Genomic DNA, 24,469 nt, shown 5'->3' with positions numbered 1-24,469 from the left:
CTCCTATTTAAATTTTATTGTAATTATTAAAAGTATTAAAAAATCAAAAAGTATTATTCTACAACTCATCTAGTTCTGCTACAACAAAAGTACTTCCACCTATATAAATAAAATCATCTTTTTGGGCAATTTCTCTCACTTTTTTCAATGCATCATTCACATTGAGAATTGAATATCCTGATATATGTATCGACTCAGCAATTTTTATCAGATTCTCAGCAGCCATTGCACGCGGTGAATTTGCCTGACAAAAGTAATAATTGGCATCTTTTGGAAACAACTTCAAAATTTCCTCTACATTTTTATCTTTTACGAATCCGAGAATAAAATGTTTATGTCCTTTGACCAATCCATTTACATAAAGTCTATCAATCTGATCTAGAACAATTTTCAACCCATGTTCATTGTGGCCGGTATCACAGATAGTTAAAGGGTGTTGGTTTAATACCTGCCACCGACCTTTTAATCCCGTCAATGAAACTACTTCTGCAATTCCTTTCCTGATGGCTTCATTTGAAATTTCGTATCCCAAACTTCTAAGGATCTCTATTGATTGAAAAATACCTGTCAGGTTCTTTAACTGGTATTTCCCTATTAGTTGAGACTTTACTTCATCGAAAACCCTTTTACCATTCTTATCATATACATCAACAACCAGACTTAAACTTTCTGATTCTGTTTCGGTATTTTCCTTTAACGAGTAATTATCCTTAGCAAAAAAGATGGGTGCATTTTCCTCATTGGCCTTATCAATAAATACCTGACTCGTCTCTTCATGCCATTCAGATATTACAACAGGTGTATTAGGCTTTATTATACCTGCTTTTTCAAAGGCTATTTTGGGTAGCGTGTTTCCCAGAACATCCATATGGTCAAAGCCTATATTCGTAATAATTGATAAATCAGGCTGAATAATATTTGTGGAATCAAGCCTACCTCCCAGCCCAACTTCAATTACGGCTACATCTACATTCTCTTTGGCAAAGAAATCAAAAGCCAATGCCACGCTTAATTCAAAAAACGATGGTTTTAGCTTTTCAATAAGTTCTTTATGTTCTTCCACAAATGCTACAACCTTCGCTTTTTCAATTGATTTACCATTTATTCTGAATCTTTCAGTATAATCTTTTAGATGCGGAGAAGTATAAAGTCCTGTTTTATATCCTGCACTTTGCAGTATTGAGGTTATATAATGCGAGGTACTGCCTTTCCCGTTAGTGCCTGCTATATGAATACTTTTAAATTTCGTCTGTGGATTTCCTAGTTGTTCGCATAGAGTAAGTGTATTTCTTAAACCTGGTTTAAATGCCTTTGCACCCTCCCTATGAAAAACCGGAAGCATGGCATATAAATAATCGATTGTCTCTTCGTAATTCATTCGCAATAAAAAAAGGTGATTAAACTAATCACCTTCATTGTTTGATGCAAAATTAACAAAGATTCCTAAATATCTTGTTCGGAGTTTCTTTTATTAGTTGCCCGATTGAATATTGATTGTAATAGTTCCGCTGGCTCTTGGTGGCGGTGTTCCGGCTGGAGTTAACACCGAACTTAATTTTTGTTGAATATAGTTCTTATAGAAATTCTGCACTGCTGGGCTTACTGTTGATTCTACTACGCTAATACCCACAACATCACCAGAATCGTCTACCGTTACTTTAAATACTATTTTTCCGGTCTCACTAGAGCCATCGTTCGGTAATGATAATTTCTTTTTATTCCAGCCGCTTAGTCCGCCTATTGAGGCGCCTGAGCCACCTCCTTTACCAGGGTTACCGTAGAGGCTCTTTCCATCAAGCGTTCCTCTAGGATCTCCTTTATCGCCCACTTCACCTTTCTTACCATCACCGTTGTTATTTCCTCCAATGCCATCTCTTGTACCAATAGTTCCGTTTGAATTAGAGTTAGCGCCATTTGCTCCGTTAGAACCTTTTGTGCCTTTCTTGAAAAGTGAACCATCATCTACTGTTCTTTTCGGTGGTTCCGGTTTAGGAGGTTCAGGTTTCGGCGTTTCTGTCTTTGTTTTGGTTTCTACCGGAGAGGGTTTCACAACTGGTTTTGTTTCAACCTTCTTTACGGGCTTATCATTTTCTTTCTCTGTAACCGGACTTTCATCATTTGATGTAATTACAGGCTTAGCTGGAGCCTCTTTCACTTTCACCTTAACTGCTTTTTCAGGCACAGGCGGCGTTGTCACCAAAGGCTTAACCTTTGCAGGTTTAGCTTCCTCTTCTTTAGCTGCCGGTTTTACATCGTAATTATTCGGAGAAGGATTGGCTTTATTAGTGGTTTGAATGTCTCCAGAACCTACTAAATCTATCCCATAATTTAATTCTACACCCTCTGGTTCTTCAAGAGGCGTATACATTAATTTAAGAAAGAACAGGATTGTCAAGAAAGAGCCGTAAATAACCAAGCTAATGACTAAAGCCAAAGGTTGGTTCTTTTTATCGTCTTCGGTAAGAGTTGCGGTTTGCATTTATCATGATAATTATTGTTGAACAATAGCTTATAAAAAAACCTGTAAGGGTTGCTTACAGGTTTTAAATATATCGAAAACTTACTTATTTACTCTTAATAATTGCAGGCTTCTCGCCTATCAGATTCTGGTGTTTGTCTGCAATAACCTGGGCTTCTTCCATTGTATCAGCTTCAGCGGCAATCACTTTCATTAAATTACCAAACTGAACAACTCTTGGTGAGAACCCATTTTTAAGTAAACTCGCGCTTAGCTTTTCTACGTTTTCTTTACTTTTAAATATCCCTGAAACAATCAGATAACGCTTTTCCGTTGTATTTATTGTTAATTTTGTTTCGGTACTCTTGGCTACTTCCGGAAGTTTTTCAACTTTCTTTGTTTCTGCCACAACCTCTTTGCTTTTAGCTTCTACAACCGGCACAGGTACTGGAGTTACTTCTGGTGTTTTTTCTTCAGCAACTTCCTTTTTATCAAAAACAGGTTTAATTATTTCGTATTCAGAAGTTTTAGTTATAACATCTGAATCTACTTTTTTAACAGACTCCTCTCTTTTTGGAATATAATCTAAAGGGTTAAAGCTACTCCTTGCCGGGCTATCGCCACTCCTGGGGTTTGAAAATAACACGATAAAAAGACCCGACGACAATAATAATACGGGCAATGAGTATAATACATAAGTCCACTTAGAATGCGCGCCTGTAGAAGAGAATGAATCATGATGCACAATCATTTCTTCATCGTCTGCATCAAAAGTCTGGCTCAGTGTATAGCTTTGTTTTTCGATTTTTCTTGGGAAAAGGCTATCGAAGCCAAAACTCTCACTAAAGAAATTATTCCGACGGTCAGGGTCAAAAACGAGATTATTTTCTTCGTTCAACGAGAAATCTCCTATTCTGTCGAAATGGAATGATTTATCATTGGCTAAAGATACTTTGATTTCAGAGACAAAATTCTGAATGGTTCTCTTAGCTTCATCAATGGTAACACTCTCTCTTCTTGATATGTACGTAGCTAACAGGCCATCATCTTGCTTTAAAATTTCGTTAAAAGCAATTCGTTTCTGAGGAGGCATCAATGAGCCACTGATATCATTGAAACTTGATGGCATATAATTCGCAATAAATGCTCCGAAGTTCGGAACAGTTACGTAATCATGCTCATAAAGTAGTGTTCTGATGTATTCTGCAACAGGCTTCATAGGGCTTAACATAATTTTGGGAGCAATCTTTATGCTAAATTAGAATGAAAAATTGACACCTACAAGAAAATTCAAACCTTGTTGCGGATAATAGAGAAAACGCTCGTACTTCTTCCCTAAAATGTTGTTTAATTTTACAAAAGCCGTGAATTGTTTACTGAATAAATAATCGAATTCAGCATTGAGGTCTATTATATCTTTGTTCATTACTATTTCCTGAGTTGTAGGATTTCTTGCGTATGTTTTGCCGTAGTAATATAAGTCCAGATTGGCTAAGAGACGATCCGATACAATCAATGTATTGCCCCATTTTGCAGTGACCACTGGTCTATGAAATGGTTTTTCAAAGCTCCTTCTTTGGTAATGGTTGATGTCCGTTCTAATATAGGTCCGCCACATTTCAACAGGCTGGTAGTTTAACTGTACAACCACATTAAAATATTGCGTTCTTAAACTATCGTACAGAATATTAAATTTGGCTGTATCACCTAAAGCCTCGCCAAAATCCGGTGTATAGTTATTGAAGTAATACAGATTCTTGTAATAGCCCATAGCACCTCTTACATTGAAGCTAAAACCTTTACCTAAATCACCCTTCGCACCTACATAATACTCCTGGCTTTTTTCTGTATTCAATAATTGAACCTGAGATTTAAGATAAGGATTTTCGTTCAACATCGAACCCAATGTGTTTCTAACCAAATCACCATCTATCCCAGCAAAAATGTAAAACATACTTGGGGATTTATACGTCAGCTCAACTGTAGGGAAGCCTTTAGTACGATTAATCTTTTTTACTTCATCAAACTCATTAACTGCTTTATAACCAACGCTTGCTCCGAAGCTTCTGAAATTTAATTTAAACGAAGGTTCTACTCTGAAAAGGTTTCTTTTATCTACTACATTATCACTTCTCTGAGTGATAAAGGCCTCGGCATCAACTACTGCAACAAATTTTTCATTAATGATAGGAAAATAAGCATTGAAGCTAGAACCCCAATCGGTCTCCTGTGCTCCATAGATATTCTTTAATGAACGTAGATTTGTCTTTAATGCGTAGTCAACCTTTGGATTAGGTGCTGTGTTTTCAAAGCCAACATTGAATTGAACGGTATTTAATACCTGACGGATATCTTTACGGTCTAAATCTTCACGGGGTCTTTGATAACCATAGAAATAATACTGATCTCTGTTATAATTAAAGCCTGCATTTACCTGAAACTTCTGCGCTAAGTATTTACCTGTGATTTCAGCCTTATCATACATATTCGCCGAATTTTTATCATCAACCGGTCCGCGGACTGTGGAATTATGATAAGCATGAACGCCTATAATCATATTATTCTCCTGATTTGTATTCAGGAAAAGTTCACCTAAGATTCGGCCATAGTTTCCTGCACCTAAGGTTACATAGTTATTATAACTTTCTATTTCTTCATTTTTTTTAGCTCCTTCCGGTGCAACTACGTTCGGACTAAATTTTACTTCTTCAACACCTTTAGGTTTACGGTCAAAGAAAGTATATTTCATTTGTTTATCTTCAGTATTTGACTTTAGAGGCGGAATCTTCTCAAAAACCCGGTTGGCAGGTGGTAATTCAACTTTGCGGTCTTTGGTAATGATAATATCATCGTCAATTTGAGCAAATGATGGTAATGAAATAAGGCCAAGGCCTGAAAAAATTAAAAGGCTGTGTATCGTTTTTATATTTTGAATCGGGAATTTCATAGAGAAATATTTTTAAATGTTTTGAAAAATAATTAGAAAAGTATTAAGAGTAGTTTACTCTTTATTTTCAATTTCTTTCATTTTTTTCTTAGCAATATCTACAGTTTCAGGGGTTTCTGAGTTTTCGATAATTGATTTCAAAGTCGCTTTAGCCATGAAATAATCGTTTAATGCAACATAGTTATCAGAAATCAGAATAAATCCTTTTTCATACCAATACAAAAACTCTGAAAACTCTGACGCCAACTCTTGCATATTCTTAATCGACTCTTTATACTTCTTCTGACGATACAGCATTTCTCCAATGAAATATTTGGCCTCAGCACCGTTATTGTCTTTGGCCATAGCGATAGTCTTCTTAAACTCCTCTTCTGCCTTTGCAAAATCATTTTTCGCCATATAAGCTTTCCCGATATATAATTGTGCTTTATTTGAAGCACCCATTACGATATTGCCTCCATTGTTAATGATTTCTCTGGCATATACGATGACTGAATCCTGATTTCCAGAAAAATAGTAGGCATCTGCCAAACCTTGCCAGGCTGTTACGATATCGCGTTTATTGGCCGATGAAACAATAACCGCACGGTAATTAGCTATAGCATTTTTATAGTTCTTAGACGAAGCTTCTATACTTGCTGCTCTTAAAGCAGATTTTGTTACAAAGCTAGTCCTGTTATCACTAATTACCTGGTTGTAATATTTTAAGGCATTGGATTTCTCATTCAGTATATAATATGAATCGGCTAAATAATATTTAGCTTCATACATACTCGAACTTCTTGGATAGTTGCTGATATACTTCAATAGTGCAGTAACGGCATTGGCATACTTCTCATTCAGATATAGATTTTTGGCCGTTTCATATTCAAGATTTTCAACAGATCCGCTCTGAGGGTTTGTCTTTTTGAATTCATCAACTATTGCAGAGAAATCTTCAGGACGCCCTAGAGTATTTAAAGTTTCTTGTAAACCAAAAAGAGCATTTTCTGCAACATCTGTTTTTCCATATCGTATTACAATGACTTTATAATCATTTAGCGCAGCTTCATAGTTTTTAAGGTTACCATATGCCAATGCACGTTTCAATAAAGCTTGTGGAATAAGTCCACTCTTAGGTCGCTCTCTTACCATTTTACTTAATAAGTTTACTGCATTCTGGTAATTTCCTTTATCCAATTCTAAAGTTGCATTCTGGAACCATGCATCATCAACCAGACGAGAGGTTGGATACTGTGCAGCAATTCTATCAAAGATTTGTAAAGCTTCCTGATTACGGCCCAAAAAAGTCAGTGTGAGCGCTTTTTGATACATAGCATAGTCTTTCTCTGTTCTGTTCTCTTTAATGGCTAAATCATAGTATCTTATGGCTTCATCATAATTTTTGATGGCTAGATTACAGTCTCCGATTCTCACAATAGCATCTTCATAATTCTGACGGTTAGATTCATCCTTACGTACTTTTATGTATTCCTTAAAGTAGTTAGCAGCTTGTTTGTAATCTTTATTATTGTAGTTTAGATAACCTAAAGCATATTTACTTTTTTGCTTCAAAGTCTCGTTATTGTTACTATTGATAACTTCTCTGTACAGGTTTTCTGCTTCAGGCAATTTGGCTGCATAAGCGGCCTCTGCCTTCCAGAAAGTGGCGTTTTGCTTTAATTCATTATCAATAGGTTGTGTAAGGGATTTGTCAAAATATTGGATAGCTCTTGGATAACGCTCCGCATTGAAATCTAATACCCCTTGATTATACGTCAATTTCTGATAGGCAGCATTGAGTTTCGGGGTTTTCTTTTTTAAACTTTCAATATAGGAGATAGCTTGTGCATAATTATTGGCATCAAACATTACCTCACTCATTACTTCACTGGCTTCATCAACATACTTTCCTGTAGGATATGTTTTCAGGTAATTTTCTATCTCTGCTATTCCTTGCTGGCTATTACCTAAATCAATGGCAACCTTTGCATAATTGAATTGCGCTTCTTCTTGCACAACCTTGTCGAAATTTGCATTTTTGGCTCTTTCAAAGGCAGCAAAAGCCCCATTCAAATCATTAGCTTTTAGGGAAGAAATACCCAGATAATAAGCTGCTTGTTGACCTAATTCAGTATTTTGTCCAGCAATTTTCTTGAAATTCTCTATGGCTTTCTCATAGCTTTCTGTTTTATAGAGGCTATAGGCATGTCTGAAAGTTACCTGATTAGAAACAGTACCTTTTCTGAAAGTTCTGAATCTGTCGTAATACTTAGCGGCTTTGGCGAAATCGTCTCTAAAATAACAAACCTCTGCTGTTACCAGGCACATATCATCTATTTTTCTACCATTCGGTTTTTCAATAATGGGTTCAGTGTATGCCAATAATTCATCGTATCTTTTTTCGACATACAAGATATTTGCAATCCAGTTCGGAATTTCAGTTTTGTAAGGAGCTACGCTCTCTACTTTCTTTAAATCAGATAAGGCAGCGTCATAATTCGCATTTTTGTAATTGATGACACCTGAGTAGTAGTAAGCATGTATAGAATAATCGGAAGCTATACTCTTTACCTCATTAAATAAAGGTAAAGCTTTATCATACTTATTGGTTTGATAATAAGCAATCGCCAGTTTGTATTTAAACTCTAGCGCTGTCAATGAAGTAGAATTAGCATTCACCGCTTTTTCTAAGTATTGGATAGCCCGATTGTAGTCTCCCTGTTCATAAAAAAAATTGCCAAGGTCTCCATAAATTACTTTTGCTTTGGGATGGTCTGAATGATTTACCACAAACCTTTCGATTTCAATGTCAGCATCAGGTGCTTTGACATAAAGTCCGGCTAAGGCAGAATAGTATTCTGCATTGGTGAGATTAAACTCGTTTGAGTTGAGTGATTTCTGAGTAGATTTAATATAATGCTGAAATTCCTCTCTAGAGGGTGCATATACTTTTTTCTGAAACAATTCTATACCCTTATGGTAATACGATTCAGGATCAGTATACGACATTGTGTTTTGGGCATAAGACTGAAAGCCCATATTTAGTAAGCTGGAGACGGTGGTAATTAATATCGCCTTTTTCATAGGGTCTGAAATCCCCAACCCCTTGGGGAAATATTTTTTAAGGAGTCAATATTTGGGGTTAGTAATATTGATTATAAAAGCACTTAAGCCACTCTCAACCAAAGGTAGCTATTGGATATAACAATAAACAATCTAAAAGATAAAAGTTTAATTCAAAGAGAATGCCATTTTTGGTAAAGAAGAAAAATTGGAGTAATTTCATGCAAAAAACGTTTGTTTGAAAAAAAAATTGTTTCGTTACATCAACAAATGACTTAACCCAATAACAAAATGATAAAAAAATCTGTTACCTGCTTCTTTCTATTTTTGTTCTTATCAATTTCTATTCTACAAGCACAAACGACCAATATTAATTACTCACTTTCGATGAGCCAACCTTGGACTCATTACTTTGAAGTTTCTATGACTTTAAGCAATATCTCGAAGATTAAGGAAATTCCGCAAAAGGCGTATATAGATTTTAAAATGCCAGTTTGGACTCCAGGCTCTTATTTGGTAAGAGAATATGCGAAAAATGTAGAAGGTTTTGAAGCAATGGCCGGAGCAAAAAAGGTCAAGGCCGACAAAATTAATAAGAATACCTGGCGTGTTTATTCAAACGGTGCAAATGAAGTGAAAATAAGTTATAAGGTTTATGCTTATGAACTGAGTGTGAGAACCAGTTTCCTGGATGATACACATGGCTACCTGAATGGCGCAAGTATTTTTATGTATGTGCCTCAATTGAAAAAATATCCATCAAAAGTGGCCATTACCCCCTATAAAGGTTGGAATTCTATTTCAACAGGGATGAAAAAAGTGGCTGATGTAGAAAATACTTTTTATGCGCCTGATTACGATATAATAGTAGATAGCCCTATTGAAATTGGAACACATAAGGTTTTGAATTTTGAAATTCAGAATATTCCACACGCTATAGCTATGTATAGTAATGGACCATTAGAATACAATGAAGACAAAGTGATTGATGCCTATAAAAGAGTGACGCAAGCGGCAGCAACCGTTGTGGGCGAACATCCCTGCAAAGACTATACGTTTATTATTCATCATTTACCAAGTATAGGTGGTGGTCTGGAACACCTAAATTCAACTACTTGCCAGACTTCTCCATTGGCCTATGCAACTGACCTTGGATTTAAGGGTTTTATGGGATTAATTGCCCATGAATACTTTCATCTTTGGAACGTAAAGCGTATCAGACCGATTGCACTGGGGCCGTTTGATTATGATAATGAAAATTATACGCATATGCTGTGGGTGGCCGAGGGCTTTACATCATTCTATCAGGAAAATATCTTGTTAAGAGCAGGCATTCTTACTCCGGAAGAATATAAAAATAAAGTGGCTGCTTCTATCAGTGGCATAGAAAATCAACCGGGACAGAAAGTCCAATCAGTAGCAGAAGCTAGTTGGGATGCCTGGATTAAACACTATCGCCCAAACGAGAACTCTACAAATAGTACAATTTCTTATTATAATAAAGGTGGCGTTATTGGAAGCCTGATTAACTTGTATATAATCGGTGAAACAAAAGGCAAAAAGACTTTAGATGATGTATTTAAGCTTTTGTGGAACGAGTATTATAAGAAACAAGGACGTGGATATAAAGATGAAGAATTTCAGGCTGGATGTGAAAAAGTGGCAGGCAAAAGTATGGATAGTTTCTTTAAAAAATACATCTGGAGTACCGATGCCATTGACTACGATGCTTTCTTCAATTATGTAGGATTAAAACTGGTAAAAGAATACGATACAAAAACCCCATTTTTTGGAGCAACTGTTCAAAATAACAAGATAACCACTGTTCTGAAAGGAGCATCGGCTTATGAAGGCGGCTTGAATGTAAATGACGAGATTTTGGAAATTGATGGCAATAAATACCCTGTTAGCAGTAGTTATATTACTGACAAACAAGTAGGAGATGTAATAAAAGTGAAAGTTAAAAGATTTGGCAGAGAGTTTACTTATGATGTAAAACTCTTAGCCAATCCATCTACCAGAGCTAAGTTGGAAAGAGTTCAAAATCCAACGGCTGAGCAGGAAGAATTGTATAAAAAATGGCTTTTTATAAAGTAATCAACCAGGATAAATATTGAAAAAGTACAAATAACAAGAAAGGGCTTAATTTTATTATTAAGCCCTTTCTTATTTCTCAATCGACTGAGTCTAATATCAATTCAAAGTCTTCTGACATATCTTTGAAACGTTTGATAACTTTTTCCATAAAGGTATCACCCAGCATTTCTTCAATCTCATCTTCACCGGATACATCATATTCATTCACTTTATAAGTCTGTTCGTACATACCAGCCTCAAACTTAATTATAAACTTATTATTCCAGGCATAGAGCGATGCTTTGCAATAATTATTGGGGATTTCTTTTATAAATTTCATTGTTGTCTATGAAGTTTGTATTTTCTGACACAATTTTACGGAAGAATTGTTGATTCAAAAAGCAAATTTATAAAAATTAATTATACTTATCAAACATAAAGAATGAATTTTACTTATAATACTTTTACAAAGTTTATCACATTTAGTACTATTATCCTATTACTTTTACCCTCGTGTTCAAGAAGTGAAAAGGATTCTGAATTATTTTTTATTCAGGGAAATGTGGCTTATAAAAAAGGAGATTATGAGAAAGCTATAGGCTTTTTTTCAGAGGCAATTGAGAAAACACCTACTTTTGCGGATGCTTATAACAATAGAGGCTCCGCTAAATTAGCGAACGATGATTTAAACGGAGCCATTACTGACTTTGAAAAAGCAGTTTCTCTGGACAATGACTTCGTCTTAGCAAAGTACAATTTAGGCGATGCCCTTTCTATTACAGATAGATTAGATGAATCACTTAATTTATTGAGATCTATTGAAAATAAATATCAGGATTCATCCTTCTACTTTGTTACACTAAGCAATATCTATATCCAAAAGAATAAATTTCCCGATGCTCAGCAAGTTTTGCAAAAAGCTCTTTCGCTCAATCAACAAAATGATAAGGCTCTGACCAATCTTGGTTTCGTTCAGTATCAGGAGAAAAACTATGACCAGGCAAAAGTAAACTTCGAGAAAGCGATTGCCATAAATCCAAAGCAGGATTTTGCTTTAAATAATCTGAGTCTGGTTTATGCCCATGACAACAAATTCGCTAAAGCCATTGAACTGGTTGATAAGGCTATTGGATTGAATAAAAATGTTCTTTATGAGAATAATAAAGGGTTCTATCTACTGAATTCAGGAAATTTAACTGAGGGCAAAAAATTGATTGATAAAGCCTTAGAAGAAAATAAAAATAATGCCTGGGCTATCCGAAACTTAGGATTTTTTGAATTTTTGAATAAAAACTATAAACAAGCTGTCTCTCTTTTAGAGCAAGCCGATAAGCTTGACCCTACTGTTGAATTATTAAATTACTATCTGGGCGAGACTAACTTTGCCATGGGTGAAAAAGCAAAAGCCTGCCAGTATTGGAAAATTGGTTCTCAATTAAACGAAGACAAATCCGTTAAAAGATTAACTGAAGTCTGCAAATAGTTTTTTGTACTCTCTGAAAATCTCCACGCTTATTTCGCCATCAATCATCACTTCTAAAAGTTTCGGTTGAGTGCTTATTTCGAAAAATGTAGCAAGTGCTTTTTCTAATTCTTCATCATTTGTTACCCGTATGTATTCCACTCCTGCATCGGTGCAAGTATTTTTGGCTGTGAAATTTTGTTCAGTAACAAAAAATTCCTTGAGCTCTGCTTGTCTGTTTGGCCCATCAATGATTCTGAAAATATTTCCTCCATGATTATTTAGGAGTACAACTCTCAAATTTGTCGGTAAGTAATTATTCCAGAAAGCATTCCTATCGTAAAAGAAAGAGACGTCCCCTATCAAGCATATAACTAATTTGCTAGTTGACAAAGCATTGCCAACTGCCGAACTTAGTATTCCATCTATCCCACTTGTACCTCTATTGGCAAAAACTTCAATATTTCTACCGTCTGACAATCCAATGAGGTTTGCATATCTGACAGGCATACTATTACCCAGGTGAAATATCGCATTCTCAGGCAATTGAGCAATTACATTTTTCACAGTTTTGAATTCAGAATATGGCGAATTCAATAAAAACTTGGATAATTTCAATTGAGATTTTTGATTTGCAGCCTGCCAACGAGCGAAATATTCACTATTTTCATCGTCGTCATCGCCTTCTTTGAACTTCATTATATCTAAATCACTGAATAAAGTCTCAAAGAAATACTGGTCTGAAACTTCAACTTTATGAGTCAGTGTCTGGAACGGGTCTATTAATTCAGGATTTTCCTGAATATGAAAATGGTAGCGCGGTTGATACTTACGAATAAACTGTTTTAAGTTTTTTGATATAACTGACTTACCGCAGGTAATAATTAAATCAGGCGCTAACGACTCTAGAAAGTTTTCGTTCTTAGATGAGAAGAAAACGTCATGTGCAGATATAACATGCTCAAAACTAACATTTGAAATAATATCGCTTAATACCGGGATACTAAACTCATCTGAAATATTCTTTAATACCTTTGATAATTCAGTATTTTGCTGCTGTCCGACAATGATTAGCTTCTTATCACAACTCCTCCAGATACCGTAGAAGTTCTCAAAAAACTGTCTGGAAAGCGTCTTAGAAATTACCGCATTTCCGATAATCCTGACCTGTCTGTCAAATTTTACTATCTCATGCTCAGTCGGATAAAATGGTTCACGTATAGGAACATTGATATGAACCGGGCCTTTGGGGAATGATTGCGTAAGATTAATCGCTTCATTAACAACTCGCTCTATTTGCCAGACTGCATCTGCATGAGTATAATCGGCAGGTAGTGTAAAACTCTTTTTCACATGCTTACCAAAGATATTTTCCTGATAAATGGTTTGTCCATCATACTGATTTATCCATTCAGGTGGGCGGTCGGCTGTTAAAATTAATAAGGGAATTTCCTGAAAAAAAGCTTCTGCTACAGCTGGGGCTAAATTATAAGCAGCAGTACCAGAAGTGCAAACTAGAGAAACTGTTTCATTGGAGGCCTGAGCTATTCCTAATCCTATAAACCCTGCTGAACGCTCATCACTAATACTATACGTTTGTATTTCAGGATGGCGTGCCATTGAGATAGTCAAAGCAGCACTTCTCGAACCAGGGCAGAGAATCGCTGTCTTCACATTTTTTCTGGCGCAAATTTCAGCAATATTATGTATAGGTTGTAAAATTGCCATTTTAATCTACAAAAAAAGGCACGAGATTCGTACCTTTTTATATTCTTTGTTTCGAAAATATCTTAGCCTAAATAAGCTTTTAATGCTTTACTTCTTGAAGTCTGACGTAAACGACGAATTGCTTTCTCTTTAATCTGACGAACACGTTCACGTGTAAGGTTAAATTTTTCACCAATTTCTTCTAAGGTCATTGCTTGCTCACCGTTTAATCCGAAATAATAAGTAATTACTTCTGCTTCACGTTGCGTAAGCGTCGATAACGCTCGCATTACCTCTCTCCGAAGTGAGTCATTGATTAAGCCTTGGTCAGGTTTTTCTTCGCTATCATTTTCCAAAACATCTAACAAACTGTTTTCTTCACCTTGTACGAAAGGTGCATCAACAGATACGTGGCGTCCTGATATTTTTAAGGTATCAATAACCTCTGCAGCTGTAATCTCTAATACCTCCGCCAATTCTTCCGGCGATGGTTCTCTTTCAAATTTTTGCTCTAAGTCAGAGAAAGTTTTGGAAATTTTATTCAATGAACCTACACGATTCAGGGGTAAACGTACAATACGTGATTGCTCTGCTAATGCCTGAAGAATAGATTGGCGAATCCACCATACAGCATAAGAGATAAATTTAAAACCACGTGTTTCATCAAATCTTTGAGCGGCTTTAATCAAACCAAGGTTACCCTCATTAATTAAGTCACCTAACGAAAGTCCTTGATTCTGGTACTGTTTTGCAACTGAAACCACGAAACGTAAGTTCGCTTTTGTCAAGCGTTCTAAGGATAGCTGGTCTCCGTCACGGATTTTTTGAGCAAGAATTACTTCCTCATCTGGCGTTAGCAAATCAACCTTCCCAATTTCTTGTAGATACTTATCAAGAGACTGACTCTCCCGATTGGTGATTTGCTTACTAATTTTTAGCTGGCGCATATTAAGTCAGTGAACAGTTATGTTAAAGAGTTTTAAGGAGCCCTAAACTGTATTTTAAAGGTAGTCAATAAAACACCAAAAACCAATTTCTTTATTAACGTAAAAAATCTATTGTTTTCTTATTCTAATGAACAATTAATTTATGTTAACAGTTCGCCTGTTTAGAGCGCCATTTACACGATTAACTGTTCATTTCTTTATCCAATAAATGAACAGTTTCAATTATTGTTTCGGAGGCCTCGGTAAAAGAACTTTTCTTGAAAGTCTGAATTTACCTGTTTTAGGGTCAACTTCAAGTAATTTTACTTGTAGTTCCTCTCCTATTTCTAAAACCCCATCCATACTTGGCAGGCGATCCCATGAAATTTCAGAGATATGTAATAAGCCTTCTTTACCCGGTAAGAACTCAACAAATGCGCCGAAAGGTTGTATTGATTTAACCTTTGCATCATAAACCGAGCCTACTTCTGGTACAGCAACTATACCATTAACACGTTTTTTCGCTTTCTCCATGCTCTCAGCATTTGAAGAGAAAATAGAAACATATCCTTTACCGTCTTTTTCTTCAATGGTGATAGTAGCACCAGATTCTCTTTGAATCTCTTGTACTATTTTACCACCAGGCCCAATTACTGCACCAATAAATTCTTTTTCAATGACAATAGTATGTGCTCTTGGTGTATGAGGTTTCAAGTCTGGTCTTGGCGCTTCCAATGCCTCTTTCATTTTATTCAAAATATGAATACGACCTTGTTTAGCCTGAGTTAGCGCTTCTTCCAAAACTTCAAAAGACAATCCACCGATTTTTATATCCATCTGGCAGGCAGTGATACCATTTTCTGTTCCGGTTACCTTGAAGTCCATATCACCTAAGTGGTCTTCGTCACCTAAGATATCAGATAAAACAGCCCATTTACCAGTTTCATTGTCTGTTATAAGACCCATGGCAATTCCGGAAATTGGTGCTTTAATTGGTACACCAGCATCCATCAATGCTAAACAGCCCGCACAAACAGTTGCCATTGATGACGAACCATTTGATTCTAATATATCAGAAACTACACGTATGGTATAAGGATTTTCATTATCAGGAGGAAGAATTTTCTTTAATGAACGCATAGCCAAATTACCATGTCCAATCTCACGTCTTCCTGGTCCTCTGTTTGGCTTTACTTCACCTGTAGAAAATCCAGGGAAGTTGTAATGTAAGAAGAATTTGCTGTAACCAGACGTCATTACCTGATCAACAATCATTTCATCTAATTTAGTACCTAAAGTAGCAGTAGTTAATGATTGGGTTTCACCACGTGTAAATAAGGCTGCTCCATGAGCAGATGGCAGATAATCAACTTCACAAACTATTGGACGAATTTCATTTAATCTACGTCCATCAAGTCTTGTGCGCTCATCTAATACTAAATTTCTTGATGCATAGTATTGAATATCACCAAAATATGTTTTGGCAAATCCTTTTTTCGCTGCCAATTCTTCTTCTGAGAAAGTAGCAAGGAATTCATCCAGAATTGCACTGAAACCTGCTTTTCTAACGTCTTTCTGATTGCTTCCTAATTGACAAACGGCATATACTTTATCATATAACTCTTTGTGCATACGTTCTCTTAATTCTTCATCGTGCACTTCGTGGTTATACTCTCTTTTTTCAGTTTTACCAACTTCGGTTTCGAATGCTTTCAAAGCAGCCACCTGAATTTTGATTGCCGCATGGGCTTCGCGGATGGCTTCAATCATTTCAAGTTCTGTACATTGGTCTGCCTCTCCTTCAACCATGATGATATTATCTGCTGTACCAGCAACAATCAGATCAAGGCTTGCCTTTGCAATTTCGTTGCTTGTTGGGTTGATCACGTATTGGCCATCAACTTTTGATACACGTACTTCAGAAATCGGTCCATTGAAAGGGATATCTGATACTGCAATGGCAGCAGCTGCTGCTAATGCTGCTAATGAATCTGGCTGAACCTGTGAGTCAGCTGAAATCAGAATTACATTAACTTGTACTTCAGCGTGATAATTTTCTGGGAAGATAGGTCTTAATGCTCTGTCAATCAGACGGCTGATAAGGATTTCGTTATCCGATAAACGTCCTTCACGGCGTTGGAAACTTCCGGGGATTTTACCAGCTGAACCAAATTTTTCTTGATAATCAACAGAAAGGGGTAAGAAATCGATGCCTTCTTTATGTTCTTTAGCAGCAACAACGGTTGCTAAAAGCATTGTATTTCCTGATCTCAATACAACTGAACCGTCGGCTTGTCTTGCTAGTTTTCCTGTTTCAAGGCTAATCACTTTGCCATCAGGCATTTCGATGGTCTTTGAGTGAATGTTAAACATTTTTAGTTTAAGTATTAAACCACGTTTCCGCTTCCGACGTGGCAATTTTCTATCCGAATTCCGCGGGGATATTCCAACGACTTTAAAAAGGGTATTTCAAAGCCCTGAAACTATGTATAATGTTGTAGTTCTTGCATAAAAGACAATCAGAGAATGAAGGTATCATTCTCTGATTATCAAAAAATTACTTACGGATGCCTAAATCAGCAATAATCGCTCTGTAACGAGCAATATCATTCTTATGCAAATAGTCAAGCAAACGACGACGCTTACCAACCAGTTTCAACAAACCAGCTCTGGTAGAATAATCGTGTTTGTGACTTTTAAGATGCTCTGTAAGATGAGAGATACGATAAGTAAAGAGTGCAATCTGAGATTCGGCTGAACCGGTATCAGTTGCTTTTTTCTGGAAGCCTTTGCCTGCAAAGATTTCTTCCTTCTTCTCCGTAGTTAAATACATTTGATGTTAACTTAGATTTAATGAATATTTAAAACAACCGCAAAGATAGCATATTATTTTCAAAAAAAGTGAAAACTTTAAAAAATACTCAAGCAGAGATGAAAAAGTTACTGGATGGTTTTGAGATAAAACCAAGGTAATAATCTTAATATGATGTTGAAAGACAAAAAAATACCTGTAAGTCATAGACAAACAGGTATCTAATAACAAATGTTCAACTTAAACTTAAATCTTAATTGTGACGATGGCGAGATTCGAACTCGCACAGGCTAACGCCCACTACCCCCTCAAAGTAGCGTGTCTACCAATTCCACCACATCGCCTTTTTTCGGAAACACAAAACTACGTAAGGACTAAGATTATTCCAAATTTTCATCTTTTTTAATTATAATTTAGCCGATTTCCTCATTTTGATAGCAACAAATCATCACTTTTTCTTTTTTGATTTGGCTACTTCGTTCTGAATGTTTTCCTGAACTCTGAACGAAACTATCCCCTTTATTAAATCAAGTGGCAGAGGTTTATTGTTGGGAAACTGAATAGCAGACTTACTCACGCTCAAATCTTTCAATTCAGATTCAAATTTGGCCAGTAGTTCTTTGCTATAGGGATATGAAAGAGATATATGCCTGGCATAAGCTGAATAGTAAATCAAATATCCTTTAAACTTAAAACAAGGAATCTGATAACTGATAACTTCCTCGACGTCTGGAACAATTTCGTGTATTGCTTTACGGATAGACTGTAGTCTTTCTTTGGTTTCTTCCTGGAGAGTGTTTTGGTACTCGTCAATTGATTGGTAGTCAGTTTTAGCCATAAATTATAGGTTTTAAAAGAATTTCAGAAAGATATTAATAAATCTGTTTTGTATTCTAATAAAATCAAGAGATAAAAAGAAAATAATATAAAGCTAAAAATTACCCATAAACTATTAAATTTCACCTAGTTATCATTAATGTAGGCAAATAATTTATATCAAAATAAAAAAAATAAAAAAAAATTGCGTAGTCAAATAACTACATATATATTTGTAGCCAAATAACTACATAATGAATTTAAGAAGAGATGTTTTTCAGGCTATAGCTGACCCCACCAGAAGGGCGATTCTATTATTAGTGGCTTCGCAGTCTATGACGGCCGGAGCAATTGCAGCAAACTTTGATACTGCCCGACCGACAGTTTCAAAGCATTTGCAAATATTGACTGAGTGTGAGCTACTTGAACAAAAACAAAATGGTAGAGAGATTATCTATAATATCAATGCAATAAAAATGAAAGAGGTAGCCGATTTTATAGAGCCCTTTCGCCAGATGTGGGATGATAGATTTAACAAATTGGAATCAATAATGAAAAAATATCAACCTAAAAAATAGAAAAACATGGAAAGAAAAACAAAAGTTCACGCTGAAGATGGTAAACAGGAATTATTGATAACAAGGGAGTTTGATTTACCGTTGGAATTACTTTTCAAGGCTTATGAAGAGCCTGAAATTATTGAGCAATGGATGAATACGAAAGTTTTAAAACTCGAAAATAAAAAACATGGTGGTTGGTTATTTGAAACGAGTGACTCTCATGGAAACGTGGTATTTCAAGCCAATGGGGTTATTCATGAGTTTATCCCAAACGAGAAAATTACAAGAACATTTGAAATGAGCAATACCCATTTTGATGCCCAGCTTGAATTTCTGGAATTTGAAAAACTAACCGAAGAAACCAGTAAATTGACCATGCATATAGTTTACAAATCAGTTGCTGTAAGAGATCAGGTTCTGAAATTGCCATTTGCTATGGGTATAAATATGGCACATAGCAAATTACAAAGTGTAGTCAGCCAGTTTAAAGAATAAACCATGATAAATCCAAAACTTGACTTCAACTTCAATAAAGATGCTAAATGGTAGCAAGAATTTGAAGCCTTGCGCACAATAGTACTAGAATGTGACTTAGCAGAAGAATTGAAATGCGGTGAACCATGCTATGTTTATCGAGAGGCTAATATTATATTAATACATGGATTTAAAGAGTACTACGCAGTTCTATTTTTTAAGGGTGTCTTGCAGAATGATGCGAATAGTATACTCATTCAGCAAACAGAAATGTGCAATCAACTCGTCAAATTCGGTTTACCAGCCTTAATGAAATACTTATCATCAAAACTTATATTTTCGAGGCAATAGAAATAGAAAAGGCTGGTTTGAAAGTGACTTTAAAGAAAACTGAGGATTTCGATATTCCTGAAGAATTTTAAAAGAAACTGGATGAAATGCCATCATTTAAAACAGTCTTTGACTCTCTAACACCCGGTCGTCAAAGAGTCTATATTTTTAATTTTTCACAAGCCAAACTTTCCAAAACCCGGGAGGCAGTACATTGGGCAGATTCTTAAGGGAAAAGGATTGGCAGATTAATCTCAAACATTTTATTGAAGCACCTTTTTAGCATTATTACTATTTAAACAAATAACCTTTTACAACCATGACAAAGAGAAATAAAATCATTTATTGGATTGCTACCATCTGGCTTTCATTAGGAATGGTCTCAAGTGGAATTGTACAAATAATTCATTTGAAGGAAGAAGTGGATTTGATGACTCACCTGGGATATCCTCTCTACTTTCTGACCATTATAGGTGTATGGAAAATGCTTGGCGTTATTGCTGTGCTTGTCCCTAAATTTCCTCTGATAAAAGAGTGGGCTTACGCCGGATTCTTTATTGCTATGACAGGTGCCATGATTTCTCACATTGCTGTTGGCGATGGACTTAAAGAGAGTTTCGGCCCCGTTCTATTAATTGTCCTGACTGTAGTCTCATGGTATTTTAGACCTGCTGACAGACGGCTTATTCCTGCTTAAACATAGGTATTTTAATTTGCACATATAATTCCACATATTATCAAAACATATTAAATGATGAATAAGAATAGAATAGAGTTACCAGCTTCGGAGAAAGATGAACTCCTTAAAATATTAAAAACTCGTTTTGAGAAAAATCTCAATCGCCATTCAGGTATCGACTGGGATACTGTTCAGACCAGATTAGAGGCTAAGCCAGAAAAAATATGGTCAATAAATGAAATGGAAATGACAGGAGGAGAACCCGATGTTATCGGACAGGATGAGAAAACGGGTGAATATATTTTTTGTGACTGTTCTGCAGAAAGCCCCAAAGGACGTAGAAGTATTTGTTTTGACCATGAAGCACTAGAAGCCAGAAAAGAATACAAACCAGCAGATAGTGCTACTAATATGGCCGCTGATATGGGTATAGAGCTTTTAACGGAAGAAGAATATAGGAATTTACAGGAAATAGGAAACTTTGATTTAAAGACATCCAGCTGGATACAAACACCTGCAAATATCAGGAAATTAGGCGGAGCTCTTTTTTGTGATCGTCGGTATAATCATGTATTCGTCTATCACAATGGAGCTGATTCTTACTATGCTGCGAGAGGTTTTCGGGGGTTATTGAGAGTTTAGAATTAATAAAATTTGAGTGGCACTAATAAAAGAAAAAGGCCAAATCTTGCGATTTGGCCTTTTGTGATCCCGCTGGGACTCGAACCCAGGACCCATACATTAAAAGTGTATTGCTCTACCAGCTGAGCTACGGAATCTTCTTATTATTATCTACTCTAAAAGAAGAATAAAGGTTTGTATACGTTAGTGATCCCGCTGGGACTCGAACCCAGGACCCATACATTAAAAGTGTATTGCTCTACCAACTGAGCTACGGAATCTTCTTATTATAATCTACTCTAAAAGAAGAATAAAGGTTTGTATACGTTTGTGATCCCGCTGGGACTCGAACCCAGGACCCATACATTAAAAGTGTATTGCTCTACCAGCTGAGCTACGGAATCTTTTGGTGCTAAATCGGAATTAGTAAATGAAGAAATGGGAGAAAAATAAATTTTTACTACTTTTGCTTTCTCTTTCACTTTAGAGGTCTTAGCCCCTTTCCTGAATCGCGGTGCAAAATTACACTTTTTGATATTATGATGCAAACATACTTTCTGAAATTTCTGAAAAGACTTTTTTTAATATTGATTTTTTCACTGCAAATCCTTGATAGTCAAGCCCAAAGAAAATTATACTTATCTGCAGATTCTTTGTTCAAACAGCGCAAATTTGATGAAGCAGCGGGTCTTTATGAAAAAATCCTAGATTCGTCGACAAATTTTAATCCTAAAATTTATCTAAAGCTGGCGAATATCTACGAGAATAAAGGCGACTTTGTAAAGGAATTATATTATCTCAATTTGTACTCATTTAGATTTGCAGATGAACGTGTGTTTGAGAAGATTTATATGATAGCTACCGAGAATGGATATAAGGGATATGAAAAAAATGACCTGAATTATTTTCTCTATTATTTTAGACAATATTCTATCTATGTCTGGATTGGCTTTTTACTGGTAGGTATATATGTTTTTGCTGTCTTTGTTATCAAGCGAATAGATAACCAGTTTACTCCTACTCACCATAAAGTAATTTTCTTACTTTACCTGATATTCCTATCGGTACTAATTAATCTCCCTAATAACTATCGGACGGTAATTATTAAAAACGAGCACGTTTATTTAAGAGATTACCCCTCAGCAGGCTCACATATAGTCGGGAGCATCACTGAGGGACATCGGTTAAATGTTATTAATTCAGAAGATATTTGGTACCAGGTATTATGGGATGGTAAGTTCTGCTACTTGAAACGAAGTGATATTTTATTAATTCATTAATCCTTACTAGCGTATTAAATGTATAACACCCTTATACATTTCATCGGTGAAATATAAAGCATAGAAATAATCTCCCGACGGCTCTTTGTCTCCAGTCCATTTAAAGTCTCTATCAGCAGTCTGGAATATAGATTTACCGTATCTATTGAAGACTTCAAACTTAACAAATTGCCTGTTACAATTATCTTCAGGAATTGCCCCCATATTGAAATAATCATTTACACCGTCTTCATTTGGCGTAAAAGTATTAAATGGCTCTAGTGGATTCTCTGCCGGGAGATTGTTTTTCAACAACAGCTTTACACTTATTGTATCTTGCTTCTGGTCGCAGGCGTTGTCCTGAGTTCGAAACTTTACTATAAATTCTTTGGAATCTTTGCCTGCCAATAAGGTACAGTTGGGTTTCCATGAAAAAATGCTACTTACCGCACCTATCCCATCTTTATTTTCAAAAGTCATTGATGCGTTTTTAAGATCAAAACCATCTGCAATGGCTAACAATTCTATTTTTTCTTTATCTATGTCACTCCCATCAACATTAAATTTTACTTCTGTCGGGCTGGTGGGCGAAAGTATTACCTCTATTTCGCTATCAGACAAACTAGTTGAAACAGTGGGAGCATTATTGGGGATTGACTGAATTGTAATCGGCACTGCGTATGTAGTCTGATTGCTTACACCGCATCGCAAATCTTTTGCAACAAAATCTAAGGTAACCTGTTTTCGTCTGACGGCCTCACAATTCGGAATAAATTTCAGAATGGATTTTACACTACCAATACCTGTTTGTGATGGAAAAGTAAATCCTAAACTACCTAAGCCAAAACTTCGTCCTGTGCCTGCCAAAGAAAGCGTATCAAGGTCTTTATCATCGCCAAAAACTGTAAACTCTAACGTATCTCCATACATAATAGTTGGAGAATCAGTAAGTGAAGTAGTAATAACCGGACGATTATTATCAATGTCTTCGAAATTAATCTTCATTCTATAACTCCGTATTTGTGGAACCGGACACCCATTATCATTGATACTAATTATAAATTCGGCTGCCAAATTATTCTTAATGATAATACATTCATCTAAACAAAATGAATTTTTTAAAGTGTCTGTATTCTGAATGACTACATTCGTAATAGCAGGCATGTTAATCTTTTTTGTATCAAAATTCACACCTCTGGCGGTTATTGTCACCTTCTGGCTTACATCCTGATCAAAATACATAATATCAAAACATCTTTTATCTCCTTTTTTCAGCGTTACTATTTCGCCCTCTTTAAAAAAGGTACTTGCCCCTTGGCTTCGAACCATGATTTGAGGTGGATAATTAATTTTACAATCTACTACTTTTAATTGAAAATCTCTTTTTACTCTTCCTATCATTACCCCTTTACGGTATTCTTTCACCATTACTGAAAAAACATAAAGGCCTAGTTTACTAGGTTTTACGTAAAGTACCCCGGTAATTCTATCAATACGCAAAGGTTCTTCGCCCGGAATTACATTCGCTAAAGAAATACCATCGACCCAGGAAGCCTCCGGGTAACTGCTTCTGCCAACACTTATAGGGCTTGGATTACCCATGGTTGCATAGCCTATCCATGGAGTAATTAATTCGTAAGTCAAACTATCACCGTCCGGGTCGGAAGCACTAAAATCCATTTCAAAATTCTGATTGATGCAAAGATAATCAGCCACAACTTCTTTAAATTTAGGCGAGCTATTAGCTGTGGTTACAGGCGGGAATTCAGTGTAAAATACCATTCCAACAGAACTTGGATTACGAATATTTGTAATAATTATATTTCTGCAGCATCTTTCCCATACAATCGCGTAACCTCCCGGGTCTGAAAAAGCGGCTTCTGGTAAATTTAAATTAGCACTATACTTAATTAGCAAAGTTTGTAAATCTCCTTTTGAACAGGCGGGATCAATATATTGAATCAAATCGCGATAAACTCTCTGGCAAACAGCTTCACCTACCTTGGCTAAATCTCTTTTACGTATAAATGTTAAAGTAATAGTAATATCCTCTGCAGCCGGGCGTCCGTTAATCGCATCGAAATAAAGATTCAGGGTAACTTCATGAGTAATACCAGGCGAAGGATTTTTTATTTTCACTAATTCAATTTCACCTCCAACAATATGAGAGGCCATTGATTTGTGGACGAAGGCAAGAAAAAATACAAGGTAAAGATACTTTTTCATAGGCTCTTGAGAGTATTTCTTAAACGTTAGGGTAATGTTATTTGTAAGACGTAATTTAATTATAAAAGGTT

At 35.9% G+C, this 24,469-nt stretch carries 21 protein-coding genes and 4 tRNA genes; 9 read left to right on the top strand and 16 right to left on the bottom strand.

Going from position 1 to position 24,469, the window contains the following annotated elements; genetic code table 11:
- Positions 1–58: 58 nt before the first annotated feature.
- The 5 genes from D0T08_RS20320 to D0T08_RS20300 all read right to left on the bottom strand — a co-directional run bounded on the left by D0T08_RS20320 (position 59) and on the right by D0T08_RS20300 (position 8,471).
- The gene (locus D0T08_RS20320; RefSeq protein WP_116984520.1) at positions 59–1,378 is read right to left on the bottom strand and encodes a folylpolyglutamate synthase/dihydrofolate synthase family protein; all 1,320 of its coding nucleotides are present in this window, start codon (positions 1,376–1,378) and stop codon (positions 59–61) included.
- A gap of 93 nt (positions 1,379–1,471) precedes the next feature.
- Positions 1,472–2,479 (bottom strand): hypothetical protein, encoded by a 1,008-nt coding sequence (locus tag D0T08_RS20315; protein WP_116984519.1) that lies wholly within the window; start codon positions 2,477–2,479, stop codon positions 1,472–1,474.
- 85 nt (positions 2,480–2,564) lie between these two features.
- Positions 2,565–3,677, bottom strand: coding sequence for a hypothetical protein (locus D0T08_RS20310; protein ID WP_147322821.1), 1,113 nt, complete (start codon positions 3,675–3,677; stop codon positions 2,565–2,567).
- A 39-nt stretch (positions 3,678–3,716) separates the two neighbouring features.
- Positions 3,717–5,405, bottom strand: a complete 1,689-nt coding sequence (locus tag D0T08_RS20305; protein ID WP_116984517.1) for a TonB-dependent receptor — start codon at positions 5,403–5,405, stop codon at positions 3,717–3,719.
- 54 nt (positions 5,406–5,459) lie between these two features.
- Positions 5,460–8,471, bottom strand: a complete 3,012-nt coding sequence (locus tag D0T08_RS20300) for a tetratricopeptide repeat protein (RefSeq protein WP_116984516.1) — start codon at positions 8,469–8,471, stop codon at positions 5,460–5,462.
- 270 nt (positions 8,472–8,741) lie between these two features.
- Here D0T08_RS20300 and D0T08_RS20295 point away from each other — a divergent pair, with 270 nt between their 5' ends.
- Positions 8,742–10,547, top strand: coding sequence for a M61 family metallopeptidase (locus D0T08_RS20295; RefSeq protein WP_229239010.1), 1,806 nt, complete (start codon positions 8,742–8,744; stop codon positions 10,545–10,547).
- Positions 10,548–10,623: 76 nt separating this feature from the next.
- Here D0T08_RS20295 and D0T08_RS20290 read toward each other — a convergent pair whose 3' ends face one another.
- Positions 10,624–10,866 (bottom strand): hypothetical protein, encoded by a 243-nt coding sequence (locus D0T08_RS20290; RefSeq protein ID WP_116984514.1) that lies wholly within the window; start codon positions 10,864–10,866, stop codon positions 10,624–10,626.
- A 102-nt stretch (positions 10,867–10,968) separates the two neighbouring features.
- Here D0T08_RS20290 and D0T08_RS20285 point away from each other — a divergent pair, with 102 nt between their 5' ends.
- Positions 10,969–12,009 (top strand): lipopolysaccharide assembly protein LapB, encoded by a 1,041-nt coding sequence (locus D0T08_RS20285; protein ID WP_116984513.1) that lies wholly within the window; start codon positions 10,969–10,971, stop codon positions 12,007–12,009.
- On the opposite strand, the gene menD is transcribed toward D0T08_RS20285, so the two are convergent.
- The 6 genes from menD to D0T08_RS20255 all read right to left on the bottom strand — a co-directional run bounded on the left by menD (position 11,989) and on the right by D0T08_RS20255 (position 18,271).
- Positions 11,989–13,716 carry a 2-succinyl-5-enolpyruvyl-6-hydroxy-3-cyclohexene-1-carboxylic-acid synthase gene (menD, locus tag D0T08_RS20280; protein WP_116984512.1) on the bottom strand — a complete coding sequence of 576 codons (1,728 nt, stop codon included), beginning with the start codon at positions 13,714–13,716 and terminating at the stop codon, positions 11,989–11,991. The genes D0T08_RS20285 and menD overlap by 21 nt on opposite strands.
- A gap of 62 nt (positions 13,717–13,778) precedes the next feature.
- A complete protein-coding gene (locus D0T08_RS20275; RefSeq protein WP_101725972.1) occupies positions 13,779–14,642 on the bottom strand; it encodes an RNA polymerase sigma factor RpoD/SigA in 864 nt (287 codons plus the stop codon).
- A gap of 222 nt (positions 14,643–14,864) precedes the next feature.
- Positions 14,865–16,994: a polyribonucleotide nucleotidyltransferase gene (pnp, locus tag D0T08_RS20270; RefSeq protein WP_116984511.1), complete on the bottom strand. Its 2,130-nt coding sequence runs from the start codon at positions 16,992–16,994 to the stop codon at positions 14,865–14,867.
- Between the two features lie 184 nt (positions 16,995–17,178).
- Entirely contained in the window at positions 17,179–17,454 is a 276-nt protein-coding gene (gene rpsO / locus D0T08_RS20265) for a 30S ribosomal protein S15 (protein ID WP_116984510.1), read from the bottom strand.
- 239 nt (positions 17,455–17,693) lie between these two features.
- A tRNA-Leu gene (locus tag D0T08_RS20260) sits at positions 17,694–17,777 on the bottom strand.
- Positions 17,778–17,881: 104 nt separating this feature from the next.
- On the bottom strand, positions 17,882–18,271 hold the full coding sequence (locus tag D0T08_RS20255) for an iron chaperone (protein WP_116984509.1): 390 nt from the start codon (positions 18,269–18,271) through the stop codon (positions 17,882–17,884).
- A 232-nt stretch (positions 18,272–18,503) separates the two neighbouring features.
- Between D0T08_RS20255 and D0T08_RS20250 the strand changes: the two genes are divergently transcribed.
- The 6 genes from D0T08_RS20250 to D0T08_RS20230 all read left to right on the top strand — a co-directional run bounded on the left by D0T08_RS20250 (position 18,504) and on the right by D0T08_RS20230 (position 20,934).
- Entirely contained in the window at positions 18,504–18,827 is a 324-nt protein-coding gene (locus D0T08_RS20250; protein WP_116984508.1) for a helix-turn-helix transcriptional regulator, read from the top strand.
- Positions 18,828–18,833: 6 nt separating this feature from the next.
- Positions 18,834–19,304: an SRPBCC domain-containing protein gene (locus tag D0T08_RS20245; protein WP_116984507.1), complete on the top strand. Its 471-nt coding sequence runs from the start codon at positions 18,834–18,836 to the stop codon at positions 19,302–19,304.
- A 69-nt stretch (positions 19,305–19,373) separates the two neighbouring features.
- Entirely contained in the window at positions 19,374–19,634 is a 261-nt protein-coding gene (locus D0T08_RS28185; protein WP_310586279.1) for a DUF1801 domain-containing protein, read from the top strand.
- Between the two features lie 86 nt (positions 19,635–19,720).
- Positions 19,721–19,843, top strand: coding sequence for a YdeI/OmpD-associated family protein (locus D0T08_RS28250; RefSeq protein WP_409012941.1), 123 nt, complete (start codon positions 19,721–19,723; stop codon positions 19,841–19,843).
- An 89-nt stretch (positions 19,844–19,932) separates the two neighbouring features.
- Complete coding sequence (locus tag D0T08_RS20235) at positions 19,933–20,310, top strand: DoxX family protein (protein ID WP_116984506.1); 378 nt, start codon at positions 19,933–19,935, stop codon at positions 20,308–20,310.
- 57 nt (positions 20,311–20,367) lie between these two features.
- Positions 20,368–20,934, top strand: coding sequence for a DUF4256 domain-containing protein (locus D0T08_RS20230; protein WP_116984637.1), 567 nt, complete (start codon positions 20,368–20,370; stop codon positions 20,932–20,934).
- 64 nt (positions 20,935–20,998) lie between these two features.
- Here the strand turns inward: D0T08_RS20230 and D0T08_RS20225 are convergent.
- From D0T08_RS20225 to D0T08_RS20215, 3 genes are all read right to left on the bottom strand, one after another.
- Positions 20,999–21,071 (bottom strand) — tRNA-Lys (locus tag D0T08_RS20225).
- Between the two features lie 50 nt (positions 21,072–21,121).
- Positions 21,122–21,194 (bottom strand) — tRNA-Lys (locus D0T08_RS20220).
- 50 nt (positions 21,195–21,244) lie between these two features.
- A tRNA-Lys gene (locus D0T08_RS20215) sits at positions 21,245–21,317 on the bottom strand.
- Between the two features lie 135 nt (positions 21,318–21,452).
- Between D0T08_RS20215 and D0T08_RS20210 the strand changes: the two genes are divergently transcribed.
- Entirely contained in the window at positions 21,453–22,193 is a 741-nt protein-coding gene (locus D0T08_RS20210; RefSeq protein WP_116984505.1) for an SH3 domain-containing protein, read from the top strand.
- A gap of 6 nt (positions 22,194–22,199) precedes the next feature.
- Here the strand turns inward: D0T08_RS20210 and D0T08_RS20205 are convergent, their stop codons facing one another.
- Positions 22,200–24,347: a gliding motility-associated C-terminal domain-containing protein gene (locus D0T08_RS20205; protein ID WP_158561318.1), complete on the bottom strand. Its 2,148-nt coding sequence runs from the start codon at positions 24,345–24,347 to the stop codon at positions 22,200–22,202.
- Positions 24,348–24,469: the final 122 nt, after the last annotated feature.

The sequence above is a fragment of the Emticicia sp. C21 genome (genome assembly GCF_003418935.1).
Lineage (GTDB): Bacteria > Bacteroidota > Bacteroidia > Cytophagales > Spirosomataceae > Emticicia.
This window is presented reverse-complemented; position numbering and strand designations above follow the sequence as displayed.